Here is a 15845-nt window from a genome sequence, read left to right as displayed (position 1 = left end):
ACAGGAAATCCCGCCTGGACGCGCTTTGCGCTGGCAGTCAACCCGAGAATTCACGTGAAGCCATCACTGACGCTGCAGGGCAAAAAAGGCCTCGTTGTCGGCATCGCCAACGACCGTAGTATCGCGTGGGGCGCCGCACGGGCGTTTCACGCGGCCGGCGCGGAACTGGCGGTGACATGGTTCAACGAGAAGGCGCGCGTGCACGTCGAGCCCCTGGCACGCCAGGTCGATGCCACCGTGGCAATGTGCCTGGACGTGGAACAACCAGGCCAGCTCGAGGCGGTATTTGATGCTGTCGGAGCGCGCTGGGGACGCCTCGATTTCCTCCTTCACTCGATTGCCTTCGCACCAAAAAGCGACCTGCATGGCCGCGTCATCGATAGCTCGCGGGAAGGGTTCCTGCGGGCGATGGACATTTCATGTCATTCGTTTGCGCGCATGGCCCGATTGGCGAGGCCGCTGATGACGGATGGCGGCAGCCTGATGACGATGAGCTATGTCGGCGCGGAGGAGGTCATTCCCGATTATGGCGTGATGGGGCCGGTGAAAGCGGCGCTGGAAGCCAGCGTCCGCTACCTGGCTGCCGAACTTGGCCCAGAAGGTATCCGTGTCAACGCGGTCTCGCCGGGCCCGCTTGCCACGCGCGCGGCCTCGGGCATCCCGCGCTTCGAGGAGTTGCTGGCCCAGTCGGCACGGCGTGCGCCACTGCGGCGCCTGGTCGATATCGCGGAAGTGGGCGCGCTGTGCGCCTTCCTGGCCAGCGACGGCGCCAGCGCCATGACGGGCAATACCTTGTATGTCGACGCCGGCTACCACATTCTCGGCTAAGGCCTGGAACGGCGCCCGCCGCCCGAGGGCGGATTACCTGGTGCATCGACCATCCTCGCGAGTGCCATGACTGCATCCAGCCCCGACCCGGCCCGGACGATTCGAAATCGCACATTCGACGAGATAATCATCGGCGAATGCGCCAGCATCGAGCGAACGCTTACGCCCGAGGATATCTTGCTGTTCGCCGTAATGTCGGGAGACCTCAATCCCCAGCACCTCGATGCGCAATTTGCCGCGGCCACGCGCTTTCACGGGGTGATCGCACATGGCATGTGGGGCGGCGCGCTTATCTCCGCCGTGCTGGGCACCCGCCTGCCCGGACCGGGAACGGTCTACCTCAAGCAGACCCTGAAATTCCGCGCACCGGTACGAGTTGGCGACACCTTGCTCATCAAGGTCACGGTGGTTTCGCGCGACGAAAACAGGAAGCTGCTGACCCTGGATTGCATGTGCACCAATCAAAATGACATAACGGTCATCGAAGGGGTCGCGACCGTGCTGGCACCGACGGAACGGATCGAGCGTCCCAGCGCGACTCTGCCTGAAGTACGCCTGTCGGCTGGTGGCGGCCTGGAGCAGCTGCTCGATCGGGTGCGTCCACTGGGTCCAATCAAGATGGCGGTCGTCCATCCTTGCGATGCACCCAGTTTGACGGCCGTGTTCGATGCGCGCGCCGCCGGCCTGATCGAGCCGCTGCTGGTGGCGCCAAGGGCCCGGCTCCAGGCCATGGCCATGCAAGCCGGCCTGGATCTGTCAGACCTCGAGATCGAGGATGTACCGCATAGTCATGCCGCTGCTGCGCGCGCAGCCGACCTGGCCGCTGAGGGACGGGTCGATGCCTTGATGCAGGGCAGCCTGCACGTCGATGAGCTGCTTCATGCGATATTGAAGGCAGGACCCGGCCTGCGCACCAAGCGCCGCCTGAGCCACTGCTTCCTGATGCACACGCCCACCTATCCGCGGCCGTTCATCATCACGGATGCGGTCGTCAACGTCGCGCCCACGCTTGAAGACAAGGCAGATATCGTGCAAAACGCCATCGATCTGGCCCATGCGATCGGTGTACCGGAGCCGCGCGTGGCCATCCTGGCGGCGGTCGAGACAATCAACCCAGCGATGCAGGCCACGCTTGATGCGGCAGCGCTATGCAAAATGGCCGAGCGCGGACAAATCGTTGGCGCGTTGCTCGACGGGCCACTCGCTTTCGACAACGCCGTATCGATCGCCGCAGCCCGGGTGAAGGGCATTACTTCCCCGGTTGCGGGGCACGCCGACGTGCTGATCGTTCCGGATCTGGAAGCCGGCAATATGCTGGCCAAGCAGTTGGAATGCATGGGCAACGCGGCCAGTGCCGGCGTCGTCCTCGGCGCCAAGGTGCCTGTCGTGCTCGCAGCCACCCCGCATTCCCGCACCTCGCGGACCGGCTCCTGCGCCATCGCAACCATGCTGGCCCACCACTACCGGGCTTTTCCGCCGTGACGTGCCGGCAAATCGAACCGGGCCGCCCCATCACAATGGCCGTTCCGACGGCCCTGCGTGCGCCCTTCATGATGCGCATGGGCGCCAGCCACAATATTGACGACTAACCTCACAGAGGGATCCTCATGCGGAAATTTCAAAATATCCTGTATATCAGTCACGGCCTGGCGGACGAAACCGACACCCTTGAACAGGCCTTTGCTCTCGCCCGTGCCAGCGAGGCGGAACTGAATATACTGATCGTTTGCCCAAAGCTGCCTTATGGCTTGGCACAGTACCGCGACACGTATGAGGCATCGCTTCGCCAGCAGGTGAACGCGTCGATCGAGTCGGTCCGCGAACGCAGCGGAACCGCCGGCTCCGACCTCGCTGTTCACGTCGAGCTGGAAAGTGGCAGCACGCCGGCCACACGCATTATTCGTCATGTATTGAAAAATGCCCATGACTTGGTCGTAAAGGCGATAGAACCCAACGACAACAACCGGGGTTTCAGGTCACTGGACATGGAACTCCTGCGGAAGTGCCCCTGCCCCGTGTGGCTGCAACGGCCCGTCGCGACAGTGCCGGCCACACCGAAGATCGCAGTCGCAATCGATCCGCAAAGCGCAGCGCTGGAAGGTGCCGACCTTGCGCTTCGGCTGCTTCAGCTTTCTTGCGCGCTTGCCGCTATTTTCAAAGCTGAATTGAATATCGTTTCTTGCTGGAACTACGAATTCGAGGATTCCCTCAAGAATAGTCCGTTCATCAAGATCGCAGACGATGAGTTGCAAAGGATAGTGGGTGAAGCAGAACATCACCATCGCGACGCCCTCGAAAACCTCATAAAAAAATCCCGGATCGGCAGCAGTTTTCGATTGCACCACCTGCACGGTCACGCCGATCAGCTTATTCCGAAGTTCACTGCCGAAAATGATATATCGCTGCTGGTGATGGGTACGGTGGCCCGTACCGGTATCCCGGGCTTCCTGATTGGCAACACAGCTGAGGACATCGTACAAAAGCTGGAATGCTCTCTTCTGGCATCAAAACCCAATGGTTTTGTTTCCCCCGTAAAAGCATATTGAGAAGGGAGCGTCAGTGGACATGACAAACCAGCAGTTGGGGGGCGCATCCTGGCACACGGTGAGTGTCGACAGTACCTTCGAACAGGCGCAAACCTCCATGTCCGGGCTCAGCCATGCGCAAGCCAGGGCGCAGTTCGAGAAACATGGCGCCAACCGTCTACCGGCGGCGGCCAAGCGCAGTGCGGCAATTCGTTTTCTACTGCAATTCCATAACATCCTGATTTATGTCCTGCTGGGCTGCGCGGTAGCCACGGCCGCACTCGGCCATTGGGTCGACACGGGCGTCATACTGCTGGTCGTCCTTGCCAACGCCACGATTGGCTTCATTCAGGAAGGCAAGGCTGAAAAGGCCATGGACGCGATCCGGCATATGCTTGCTCCGCAAGCCAACGTGATACGTAGCGGTGAACGCATCAGTATCCCGGGTGAGAATCTGGTACCTGGCGACGTCGTGTTGCTCGAGGCAGGCGATAAAGTGCCCGCGGACCTCCGGCTGATAAGTGCTTATGGCATGACGGTACAAGAAGCAATCCTGACTGGCGAATCGGTTCCGGTCGAGAAAAATACGCAGCCGGTTGCCTCGGCAGCGCCGGTGGGCGAGCGCTCCTGCATGGCATTCTCGGGAACTCTCGTCACAAGCGGACAGGGAAGAGGCGTGGTGGTGGCTACCGGAAGCCAGACGGAAATCGGGCGTATCAGCGGACTGCTTTCACAGGTCGAGACGCTGACGACACCCCTGGTCACGCAAATGGGCGTGTTTGCCAAATGGCTTACCGTCCTGATACTCCTGATCGCCGCGCTGCTGCTGGTGTATGGTTATGTGACCGGGCACCGGGATATCTCCGACTTCTTCATGGCGGTGGTCGGACTGTCCGTGGCGGCCATTCCCGAAGGGCTCCCGGCCGTTATGACCATTACGTTGGCAACAGGTGTCTCGTCCATGGCCAGGCGCAATGCGATTGTACGGCGCCTTCCCGCCATCGAAACCCTGGGTTCCGTCTCCGTCATCTGTACAGACAAAACGGGCACATTGACCCGCAACGAAATGATGGTCGTTTCGGTGCTGACAAGCCGGGATACGTTCACACTCCAGGGAATGGGTTATGAACCGAATGGGTCGCTCAAGCTGGGCGATGCACGGATCGCACCGGCCGAGCATGTCGTGCTGGAAGAGCTCGCCCGCGCAGCGGCACTCTGCAATGATGCGGCACTGGTTGAGAAAGACGCCTTCTGGCAGGTGGAAGGCGACCCGATGGAAGGCGCACTGCTGGCCTTTGCGGGAAAACTGGGCATGGACACCCGGCAGGAATCGCTTACGTGGGCAAGGACAGACGTGATTCCCTTCGATGCCAGGCACCGTTTCATGGCAACGCTGAACCATGATCACAACGGCAATGCCACTGTATTCGTCAAAGGTGCCCCCGAGCAAATACTGTCGATGTGCCGGCAGCAGCGTGGGGCCGATGGCCATTTGGAGGCTCTCGACGCAACGTACTGGACCGCAAAGGCGGAAATGTTGGCATGCATGGGACAGCGGCTGCTTGCGTTCGCGGCAAAACCGGCCGAGCCGCAACACACGGTACTGGAGCATGGGGCTGTGCAAGATTCGCTGGTCCTGCTTGGCATGGTGGGGATGATCGACCCGCCGCGGGCGGAGGCGATCACGGCCGTCGCGGAATGCCATGGCGCGGGAATACGCGTCAAGATGATCACGGGCGACCATGCCATGACTGCGGCAGCCATCGGCAGGCAAATTGGTCTGCAGAATACGGATATCGTATTGACCGGTACCGATCTGGACGGCATGGACGACGCCGCGCTTCAAGCAGCAGCATTCAAATGCGATATTTTTGCGCGGACCAGTCCGGAACATAAGCTGCGCCTGGTAATGGCCCTGCAAGCCAAGGGGATGACTGTTGCCATGACGGGGGATGGCGTCAACGATGCACCGGCCCTCAAGCGCGCCGACGCAGGAATTGCGATGGGAAAAAAGGGCAGCGAAGCGGCGAAGGAAGCGGCTGAGCTCGTGCTTGCCGATGACAATTTCGCGTCCATCGTCGCCGCCGTGCGCGAAGGGCGGACGGTGTACGATAACATCAAGAAAGTGATCAGCTGGACCTTGCCGACCAATGCCGGCGAAGCCATGACCATCATCGTGGCACTCTTGTTCGGCATGACGCTGCCGGTTACGCCCGTACAGATATTGTGGATAAACCTTATCACGGCCATTACGTTGGGCATCGCCCTGGCCTTCGAGCCGACCGAGGAAAACACGATGCGTCGGCCACCGCGTGCGCGCAATGAACCGCTACTGAGCGCAGCCCTGGTGTGGCATATGGTGTTGGTCTCCGTGCTGTTTCTATGCGGTGTCTATGGGATTTATTCCTATGCCATCAATCGCGGCTATTCGGTGGAGCTGGCACGAACCATGGCGGTCAACACGCTTGTGGTCATGGAGATCTTTCACCTCTTCTTCATTCGCAATATCTATGGCACGTCACTGACGTGGAAGGCGGTTCGCGGAACAAAGGTCGTCTGGATCGTGGTGGCCATTGTTACGGCAGCGCAATTGTGCATCACGTATGTTCCGCCTTTGCAATCCGTATTCGATACGGTGTCCATCCCGTTCCTGGATGGCGTTTGGGTAGTGGGGACCGGCGTGGCCCTGTTCGCCATCATCGAAGTAGAAAAACAGATCCGATTGCGCTTGCAGGCGATTAATCGGGCGCCGGAAGCACAAAGCGAACTCATGGAGACAAGTTAGGACAAGTCCGCCCCAGTCAGCGTAAGACGAAAAATGGGGACAGACCCCATTTTTCGAGCAACATTCAAAACACCCGCGCCGTCCGGTATACGGGATACAGGTTGAACCGCTCATCCCACGACGAATGGCGCCGGGCGAAGAACTCCAGGCGGGCGCGCGGGCTCTTGGCAAACGCGGGGTCGCTGTCCAGCCGAACCTTGAAGGCGGCTGCCACCTGCGGGTCCTTCAGCTGCTCGCGCGCCACTTCCTCGGCGACGTAGTCCTCCATATATTCCTTGCGCTCGAACGACACGTTGAACATGCCCCAGGCGCCCAGCGAGTCGGCGCTTTGCGGTTCGAGCATCGTCATGACCAGCCGCGCCTTGGGCTGGGCGATGGGCACGAACAGGGCGCCCTTGCCCACGTCGCGCGACTCGGCCTGCCACTTGCCTTCCAGCGCGATGCCCTGGTGGCCTTCGACCGATGCCGGCGACAGCTTCGTGCCGTCGGCGCGGAAGGTCTCGACATCGACCTTGCCTGGCGCGGCGGCCAGCACCTTGAAGGCGACACCGTGCTGCCTGAGCTTCGGCGCCACCAGCGACGCCTGCGCGGCCGGCACGAGGTAGCCGCCGCCCGGGGCCGTGACCTGCCGGTCCGGAACGATCTCTTCGCGCAGCGGCACCTTCCACATCTGCGGCCTGGTTTCGTCGTACTTCGTCCACACGCCACCCGACACGTCCGACGGCGTGCGCGTGTATTCGTAGCCGGCAAAGTCGATCATCGTCGTCTTGTCGGTGGTGCGGTAGCTGAGCGGGAAGCTTTGCCCCGCCAGCGCGGCCGAGCGGGCGTCCGCCGCCAGCGCCAGCTTGCGCCAGTCGGCACCGTGCGCGGCCACCTGGTCCAGCAGCGAGACGATGGTGTTGTAGGTGATCTTCACGCGCGTCGGGTAGTCCTTCCACGCATGCGTCTCGACCAGCATGGCGAAGCGGTTACGCAGCTGGAAGTAGCCGGTCGAGAAGCGCGCCGTCGACATCTCGTCGACGAAACCGGATTGCGGCTCGTCCGTCTTGGCGAAGGAAATATAGAAGTGCTTCGGGTCGGAGCCCTGCTTGCGCAGGTCGGCCATGACGTTGTCGCGCAGCGCCGTGCCGGCCACCTTGAGCGCTTCGTCGCCGCCGTGCACGGGTTCGACCTGGATCGACACGTCCGGCTGGAACTTGGCGCCGTTCGTCACGTGCAGGTCGATATAGGCCAGCGGGTCCCATTCGTTCACCAGCGCCAGCATGGCCTGCATCTCCGGCGCGTCCGCCTTCACGTAGTCGCGATTGAGGTTGTAGTTCTGCGCCGTCACGCGCCAGCCCATCTCCACCGGGCCGCGCTGGTTCGGGCGGTTCCATTTGCCGAATCGTTCATGGCCGTCGACGTTGAAGACAGGGACGAACAGCAGCACCTGTTTATCCAGCGTGCCGGCGCCGGCCTTGCCTTCCAGCGCATCGCGCAGCGCCAGGAAGCCGGCATCCTTGCCGTCGATCTCGCCGGCATGGATGCCGCCCTGCACCAGCAGCACCGGCACGTTCTTCTTCTTCGCCTGCGCCGCCGTCAGCGCGCCCGTTTTCGACACGGCCAGCGCCAGCATGGGCCGCCCTTCCGGCGTGCGCCCGAATTCGAAGCAGCGCACCGCCTTCGGGTAAGCCTTCTGGAAGGCCGCGCACAGCTTGACCACTTCATCGTAACGGCCGGTGGCCTCGAAGCCGGAGCGCTCGGCCACGGTGCTGAGGTCGGGGGCGGCGTGGGACAGGGGAACGGCGGTCAGCAGGGCAAGCGCCAGGGCGGTACGAATCATTCACGGCTCTCCGAAGATACGGTCGAAAAAAAGCGGGACGGGCACGATGCGTGCCCGTCCCGCCGGGCCGGTGAATTATATTCTTCTTACAGGACGTCGAGACCTCAAGAACCGAAGTGGTAATTCAGCTCGACCCAGCCCACCCGTCCCAGCGGGTTGTAGTTACCGATCGGGTAGTACGGCCAGCCGCCGGACGGATCGGATTTGACCTTGTTGAACAGGTTATTGACGATCAGCGACACGGTCAGGCGGTCCGTGAAGCGGTACACGGCGCTGGCGTTGACGAGCGTGGTCGGCGTGATGTAGCCGGTCTGCGCCGAGTTCGGGATCTTGCCGTAACGGGTGGCGAACAGGGTCGTCGACAGTTTGCCCACGTTCCAGTTAACGCTCGTGCCCAGCTTGTCCGGCCAGTCCGAGCTGTCCAGCGCGTGCAACTGGTCGGCCACTTCGTCGCCGGCGAACTGCTGCGAACGGCGCGTCAGCGTCTTCGTGTAGTTGCCCCGCACCGTGAAGGTGCCGTAGCTGGCCGTGCGCAGCGCGTACTTGGCGCTGATGTCGAAACCGCTGACGCTTTCCTTGGCCGCGTTGATCGGATTGACGCGGATCTCCTTGATCTCGCCCGCCTTGTCCGGCGCATTGTCGGCGTAGCGCGTGATGCGGCTGATGGTGTCGGCGCACAGGAATGAGCCGATATCGAGCTGGCCCAGGCGGCAGGCCGATTCGTCGCGCAGCAGCTGGTCCGGGTCCAGGTTGCGCACCAGGTCGTCGATCTTGATGTTCCAGTAGTCCGCCGAGATATCGAAGCTGCTGCTGGGCGACCAGACCACGCCGGCGCCATACGACTTGCCCTGCTCGGGTTTCAGGTCCCGGCTACCGTACTGCACGTAGTCCGAACCAGGCGACTTGTCGGCGAACTCGCAATCGGCGATCGGCTGACCGGCCACGGCGCAGCGATAATAGTCCGTGGTGGACGAGTAGTAGCCGGTGCCGCGCGCCTTGTAGATGTAGTTCATGTCCGGCGCGCGGAAGCTCGTCGCGTAGTTGGCGCGCACCAGCAGGTCCTTGCGTGGCCTGAATTCGAGCCCGCCGTTGTACGTGAACTTGCCGTTGCTGCGTTCGGCGAACTCGTAGCGGTCGTAGCGGCCGGCCAGGGTGGCCGTCAGGGTCGTCAACAGCGGGATATTCAGTTCGGCGCCGGCGGCGTAGCGGCTGCGGGTGCCTTCGGTGACGTCGCTGCGCGAAGCCAGGTTGAAATAGCCGGCATTGATGCGGGCATCGGGCGTGTTCGTGAAGCCCTGGCGCCCTGCTTCGACCACCGCCGCCAGTTGCAGCGGGCCGGCCGGAAGATCATACAGCTTGCCGTTGGCGCTGGCCGACAGGGTATGCGTCCACGATTCGTCGTCGCTTTCGGCCTGGCCAGTGATGGTATCGAATTCGCCAGGCGTGATGCGGCGTGTCAGGCGGGCCGGGTCGGGCGCGAAGATCGCCACGCCATCGGGGTCCGTGCCCAGGCGCGGGCCCAGGAAGAAGCTGTCGATATTGGCCAGCGCCCGCGGCACCTTGGCTTTCGATTCGTACCACGAGGCGCTGTAGCCGGCTTCGTACTTCCAGCCGTTGCCCAGGTAGCCGCGCACGCCCAGCGAGGCGGCCACCGCCTCGTCCTTCCACGTGCGGTCGTAGCGCCCCACGCCACCCATTTCTTCCGGCGCGACATAGCGCGTCCACACTTCGTAGTTGCCCGTGTTCCGGTTCAGGAAATAGCTGTTCGATGTCGACGCGGAAGTCCACGACGGGCCGCGCGTATTGTTCGCCGTGTCGTTGCGGCCCACCAGCAGGTCGGCGAAGAAGGTGGTGTCTTCATCAAACTGGTATGTGGCGCTGGCGAAGCCGTTCTTGCTGCGGTTCCTGGTCTGCACGGTCCAGTGGTGCGTGCCCACCTTCGGGCTGGCGCAATAGCTGCCCGCCTTGGCCGTGTAGCGGATGGTGCTGCCGCCGTAGAAGTCGGCCACGTCGGCACAGGCCTGGCCCGGGTCGATGAACTTGCCCGTGTCGAGGTTCTTGCGCGACAGGATATTGGTCGGCGTGCCCGAGCGGGCCGACATGAAATCGCGCTGCAGCGAGGACAGGGGATCGCGCTCGGACAGTTCCAGGCTGAATACCGTGTTCAGCTTGCCGAACTGCTGGCCGCCCGTGAACTGCACGCGCCGGTCGCCAGCGCCGCCGCGCGACGTGGTGCCGGCCTTCACGTTGACGTCGAAGCCTTCGGCCTTGTTCTTCAGGATGATGTTGACGACGCCGGCGATGGCGTCGGAACCGTAGATGGCCGAGGCGCCGCCGGACAGGATCTCGATGCGTTCGACGATGTTCGACGGGATATTGGCCAGGTTGGTAAAGTTCACCGTGCCTTCGTAGGCGATCGGGAAGTCGGCCAGGCGGCGGCCATTCAACAGGATCAGCGTGTGGTTCGGACCCAGGCCGCGCAGGCTGATGGTGTTGGCCGATGGCGTGAAGGTATTGCCGTAGTCGGCGCCCTGCACGAAGCCGCTGTTCTGCACCTGGTTGTTCAGGGCATCGAACACGTTCTTGTAACCCTGGCGGGTAATGTCTTCACCCGTCAGGACCGTCACGGCGGACGGTCCTTCCAGGCTGGTTCGCGCGATGCGCGAGCCGGTAACGACGACTGCGGTGGGGGCGGCCGCTTCGGTAGGCGGCGGCGTGACCTGTGCCTGCGCCAGCAGGGGTACGCACTGTGCGCCGATAAGTGCTGCTAAAAGATTCGTGGTCTTCATGGTTGGCATGGTTTTCCCGGTTTTTTATTGTTCCCCGCATGGTGCTGCGGGAACCGAACCTTACCAACTTTACTTCAGCAATGGAACGAACAAGTTTGCGCTTGCTTATGCGGCGGCTCGCCGGAACGCGCGAGCCGCCGCTGGCTGCCCTCTCCTAGGCCGCGTGCGGCGCCGCTGCTGCCGCAGGTGCCGCCGTGGATGCTGCCGAAACGACCGGCGCGTGATACGCCGTCAGCAGCGACGCTTCCTTCTGCTTGGCCGCCTTCAGGTGACGTTCCTTGACGTGACCGTAGCCGCGGATATCCTCGGGAATGCGGGCGATGGCCACGGCCGTGGCCAGGTTCTCGGCCGTCAGCTTCGGCAGCAGCGCCGCCACCGTATCGCGGTATTCGCCGATCAGGGCCCGCTCCATCCTGCGTTCGGCCGTGTAGCCGAACACGTCGAGCGCCGTGCCGCGCAGGCCCTTGAACTTGGCCAGCAGGCCGAAGGCCCCCATCATCCACGGGCCGAACTCCTGCTTGACGAGGTGGCCGTCCTTGTCCTTCTTCGCCAGCAGCGGCGGGGCCAGGTGGAATTTCACCTTGTAGTCGCCTTCGAACATGCCTTCGATCTTCTGGCGGAAGGCCGGGTCGGTATGCAGGCGTGCCACCTCGTATTCGTCCTTGTACGCCATCAGCTTGTACAGGTAGCGGGCCACGGCTTCCGTCAGGCGCAGCTGCTTGTTGCCCAACTTGCTTTCCGCCGCACGCACGGTGTCGACAAAGGCGCTGTACTGCTGCGCATAGGCGGCGTTCTGGTAGGCCGTCAGCAGCTCGACGCGGCGCGTCACCACTTCGTCCAGGGTCTGCGCGCACTTGAATTCGATGACCTGCGCGGGCGCCGTCATCTTCGTCACGGCGGCCAGGTCGACGGCGGCGTAGCGGCCCCAGTTGAAGGCCGATTTGTTGAAGCCCACCGACACGCCGTTCAGTTCGATGGCTTTCATCAGCGACGCTTCCGACAGCGGCACATGCCCCTTCTGGAAGGAGTAGCCCAGCATGAACATGTTCGTCGCGATCGAGTCGCCCATCAGGGCCGTGGCGATCTGGCCGGCATCGACGAATTCCACATTGCCGGCGCCGCAGGCACGCACGATCTCGCCGCGCGAGGACTCGCCCGGGAACTGCCAGTCCGGGTTCTTCACGAATGCCGCCGTGGTGGCGCCGGTCGAGTTGATGGCGGCCCAGGTACGGCCTTCGCCCATGCGCGACAGCGCATCGCGGCTGCTGGTGACGATCTGGTCGCAGCCGATCACCAGGTCGGCGCTGCCGGTGCCGACACGGGTCGAATGCAGGTCGGCCTGCCTGTCTGCCAGCCGCACGTGCGACATCACGGGGCCGCCCTTCTGCGCCAGGCCGCTCATGTCCAGCACGACGGCGCCCTTGCCTTCCACGTGCGCCGCCATCGCCAGGATCTGGCCGACGGTGACGACACCGGTGCCGCCGATGCCGGTGACGAGGATGCCATACGGCGTGGCGGTCGAAGGCAGCGCCGGTGCCGGCAGGGCCGGAATCTCGGCACCGGCGCCGCCGGCGGCCTTCTTCGGCTTCTTGAGCGCGCCGCCTTCGACGGTGACGAAGCTGGGGCAGAAGCCGTTGACGCAGGAGTAGTCCTTGTTGCAGCTGGACTGGTTGATCTGGCGCTTGCGCCCCAGTTCCGTTTCCAGCGGCTCGACGGACAGGCAGTTCGACTGCACCGAGCAGTCGCCGCAGCCTTCGCAGACGGCTTCGTTGATGACGGCGCGCTTGGCCGGGTCCGGGAACTCGTTGCGTTTGCGGCGGCGGCGCTTCTCGGAGGCGCAGGTCTGGTCGTAGATCATGGCCGATACACCCGGCATCTCGCGCAACTCCTTCTGCACGTCCATCAGGTCGGCGCGGTGGCGCACCGTGACGCCAGGAGCCCAGGCGTAGTCGTCGGGGTATTTGTCCGGATCGTCGGTGACGACGATGATGGGCGTGACGCCTTCGGCGGCGATCTGGCGCGAGATCATGCCGGGGTCCAGCGGGCCGTCCACCACCTGGCCGCCCGTCATGGCGACGGCGTCGTTGTACAGGATCTTGTAGGTGATGTTGACCTTGGCCGCGACGGCGGCGCGGATAGCCAGGATACCGGAGTGGAAATAGGTGCCGTCGCCCAGGTTCGTGAAGACGTGCTTCTCGTTCGTGAACGGCGCCTGGCCCACCCACGTGACGCCTTCGGCGCCCATGTGGGTGAAGGTGGAGGTCTCGCGGTCCATCCACAGCACCATGTAGTGGCAGCCGATGCCGGCCAGCGCGCGCGAGCCTTCCGGTACCTTGGTCGACGTGTTGTGCGGGCAGCCGGAGCAGAAGAACGGCGTGCGGTCCGTCAGCGGGTTCGGCTTGGCAGGCACGTCCTTCAGCACCAGCTCCTTCGCCTCCAGGAAGGCGATGCGCTCCTTGACGCGGGCCGCCACCGGGTGGCCGTCGCAGTAGTGCGTGATGCGGCTGGCAATGGCCCGGGCAATCTGCGCCGGGTTCAGTTCATAGGTGGCCGGCAGCAGCCAGTCGCCGTGGCCCATGCGGTGCTTGTTCGACCATTCGCCCGTGTCGTCGAACTTGCCGACCACGCGCGGGCGTTCGCTGTCCGGCAGGTTGTACAGCTCTTCCTTCAGCGCGTACTCGAGGATCTGGCGCTTTTCCTCGACGACGATGATCTCGTCCAGGCCGCGCGCGAATTCGTGCACGCCGTCCGCTTCCAGCGGCCACGTCATGCCGATCTTGTACAGGCGGATGCCGATGTCGGCCGCGGCCTGCTCGTCGATGCCCAGGTCGGCCAGCGCCTGGCGCGTGTCGAGGTAGGATTTGCCGGCCGTGATGATGCCGATCTTCGGCTTCGGGCTGTCCCAGATGATGCGGTTGAGCTTATTGGCGCGCACGTAGGCCAGCGCGGCGTACCACTTGTAGCTGTTCATCCGCACTTCCTGGTCCAGCACGGCGTCCGGCCAGCGGATATTCAGGCCGCCGGGCGGCAGCTCGAAGTCGTCCGGCATGGCGATCTGGACGCGGTCCGGGTCGAAGTCGACGACGGCGCCGGACTCGATGATGTCGGTGACGCACTTCATCGACACCCACAGGCCCGTGTAGCGGCTCATGGCCCACGCATGCAGGCCGTAGTCGATGTATTCCTGCACCGAGGACGGATACAGCACGGGGATGCCGCAGGCGGCCAGGATGTGGTCGGACTGGTGCGCCGTGGAAGAGGACTTGGCCGCATGGTCGTCGCCGGCCAGCACCAGCACGCCGCCGTGCTTGGCCGAGCCGGCGTTGTTACCGTGCTTGAAGACGTCGCCGCAGCGGTCGACGCCGGGGCCCTTGCCGTACCACATGGCGAAGACGCCGTCGTATTTGGCGTCCTGGAACAGGTTGGTCTGCTGCGTGCCCCAGACGGCCGTGGCCGCGAGGTCTTCGTTCATCCCGGGATGGAACTTGACGTGGTGCGCTTCCAGGTGCTTCTTCGCCTTCATCGCCGTCATGTCGACGCTGGTGACGGGCGAACCGCGGTAGCCGGTGATGTAGCCGGCCGTGTTCAGGCCGGCCTTGACGTCGCGTTCGCGCTGCAGCATCGGCAGGCGGATCAGCGCCTGGGTGCCCGTCATGAAGGCACGGCCGCGTTCGAGCGTCCATTTGTCGTCGAGGGTGATGTCCGGGTGGTTGTCCGGCGTGCCTAGCTCCGTACCCTTTTGAGGTGCGTTCATGGGTTTGTCTCCAATATTCTTCAAAGTGCCAAAGCCGGCGCCCTCTCTAGCGGAGGGCTGCCGGCTTGTTTTCGCTGCCAGGTCGCCCTGGCTTTACGTCACGCTCATGCGGTGGTCTTCGCTGGGTCCTCCAGTACGCCGCGGCGGATCTGATCGAGCTCGATCGACTCGAACAGCGCGCGGAAATTACCCTCGCCGAAGCCCTGGTCGCCCTTGCGCTGGATGATCTCGAAGAAGATCGGGCCGATCACGTTCTGCGTGAAGATCTGCAGCAGCAGCTCGCGCTGCTGGTCGCTGCTGGCGTGGCCGTCGATCAGGATGCGCAGGCGGCGCAGCTCATCCAGGTTCTCGCCGTGGTTCGGCAGGCGGCGGTTCACCAGCTCGTAGTAGGTCTCGATGGTATCCTGGAACGCGATGCCCTTGTCGCGCATTCCCTGGATCGAACCGTAGATATTGTCCGTGCCCAGCGCGATGTGCTGGATGCCTTCGCCATGGTATTCGTGCAGGTACTCGGCGATCTGCGACTTGTCGTCTGACGATTCGTTGATGGGGATGCGGATCTTGCCGCACGGGGAAGTCATCGCCTTCGACTTCAGGCCCGTCAGCTTGCCTTCGATATCGAAGTAGCGCACTTCGCGGAAGTTGAACAGGCGCTCGTAGAAGCCGGCCCATTCGCCCATGCGGCCACGGTAGACGTTGTGCGTCAGGTGGTCGATATAGGTCAGGCCCTGGCCGACCGGATTCGGATCGACGCCGGGAATGGCGACGAAGTCGGCGTCATAGATGCTGATGTCGCCGATGCTGCCCGGGACCACGCCCTTGTCGGCGTTCTTGCCGCGCCAGCGGTCGACCAGGTACAGCAGCGAGTCGCCCACGCCCTTGATGGCGGGGATGTTCAGTTCCATCGGACCGGTCTTGTTGTCGAAGCCCCAGGCACCCATTTCCAGCGCCTTGTTGTAGACGTAGGCTGCATCGTCGACACGGATGGCGATGGCGCACACGGACGGGCCGTGCTGGCGCGCGAAGCGCTGCGCGAACGAATCCTGCTCGGCATTGATGATGAAGTTGATCTCGCCCTGGCGATACAGGGTGACATCCTTGGTGCGGTGACGGGCGATGGCGGTGAACCCCATGTTCTCGAACAGCGCGCCGAGAGCCTTCGGATCGGGCGCGGCGAACTCGACGAACTCGAAGCCATCGGTTCCCATCGGGTTGTCCCAGGGCGTGAATTGCATGCGTCTCTCCTTATCAGAATAGCGCACAGTATAGACCCCGATTCGAAGAATTAAATTGCAAACAATTCCCCTGACCAAGGATTTTGAGCAATAATATTGCCATAACA

The 15845-nt window shown here is 63.2% G+C and carries 8 protein-coding genes; 4 read left to right on the top strand and 4 right to left on the bottom strand.

The window, feature by feature from the left end:
• Positions 1 to 54: 54 nt before the first annotated feature.
• From fabI to GM672_RS09625, 4 genes are all read left to right on the top strand, one after another.
• Positions 55 to 828 (top strand): enoyl-ACP reductase FabI, encoded by a 774-nt coding sequence (fabI, locus tag GM672_RS09640; protein ID WP_170300000.1) that lies wholly within the window; start codon positions 55 to 57, stop codon positions 826 to 828.
• Between the two features lie 66 nt (positions 829 to 894).
• Complete coding sequence (locus GM672_RS09635; RefSeq protein WP_155470312.1) at positions 895 to 2310, top strand: bifunctional enoyl-CoA hydratase/phosphate acetyltransferase; 1416 nt, start codon at positions 895 to 897, stop codon at positions 2308 to 2310.
• Positions 2311 to 2435: 125 nt separating this feature from the next.
• Entirely contained in the window at positions 2436 to 3374 is a 939-nt protein-coding gene (locus tag GM672_RS09630; RefSeq protein ID WP_155470311.1) for a universal stress protein, read from the top strand.
• Between the two features lie 19 nt (positions 3375 to 3393).
• Positions 3394 to 6138 (top strand): cation-transporting P-type ATPase, encoded by a 2745-nt coding sequence (locus tag GM672_RS09625; protein WP_155470327.1) that lies wholly within the window; start codon positions 3394 to 3396, stop codon positions 6136 to 6138.
• A gap of 64 nt (positions 6139 to 6202) precedes the next feature.
• Here the strand turns inward: GM672_RS09625 and GM672_RS09620 are convergent, their stop codons facing one another.
• The 4 genes from GM672_RS09620 to hppD form a co-directional block, all read right to left on the bottom strand.
• A complete protein-coding gene (locus tag GM672_RS09620; protein ID WP_155470310.1) occupies positions 6203 to 7960 on the bottom strand; it encodes a M14 family metallopeptidase in 1758 nt (585 codons plus the stop codon).
• Between the two features lie 104 nt (positions 7961 to 8064).
• Positions 8065 to 10749 (bottom strand): TonB-dependent receptor plug domain-containing protein, encoded by a 2685-nt coding sequence (locus GM672_RS09615; RefSeq protein ID WP_155470326.1) that lies wholly within the window; start codon positions 10747 to 10749, stop codon positions 8065 to 8067.
• Between the two features lie 154 nt (positions 10750 to 10903).
• Entirely contained in the window at positions 10904 to 14503 is a 3600-nt protein-coding gene (locus GM672_RS09610; RefSeq protein ID WP_155470309.1) for an indolepyruvate ferredoxin oxidoreductase family protein, read from the bottom strand.
• A gap of 104 nt (positions 14504 to 14607) precedes the next feature.
• Complete coding sequence (gene hppD, locus GM672_RS09605; protein ID WP_155470308.1) at positions 14608 to 15738, bottom strand: 4-hydroxyphenylpyruvate dioxygenase; 1131 nt, start codon at positions 15736 to 15738, stop codon at positions 14608 to 14610.
• Positions 15739 to 15845 lie beyond the last annotated feature (107 nt).

The organism is Pseudoduganella buxea (assembly GCF_009720835.1).
Classification (GTDB): domain Bacteria; phylum Pseudomonadota; class Gammaproteobacteria; order Burkholderiales; family Burkholderiaceae_D; genus Rugamonas; species Rugamonas buxea.
Note: the sequence above shows the minus strand (reverse complement) of the source record. Positions and strands in the feature narration are given on the sequence as shown.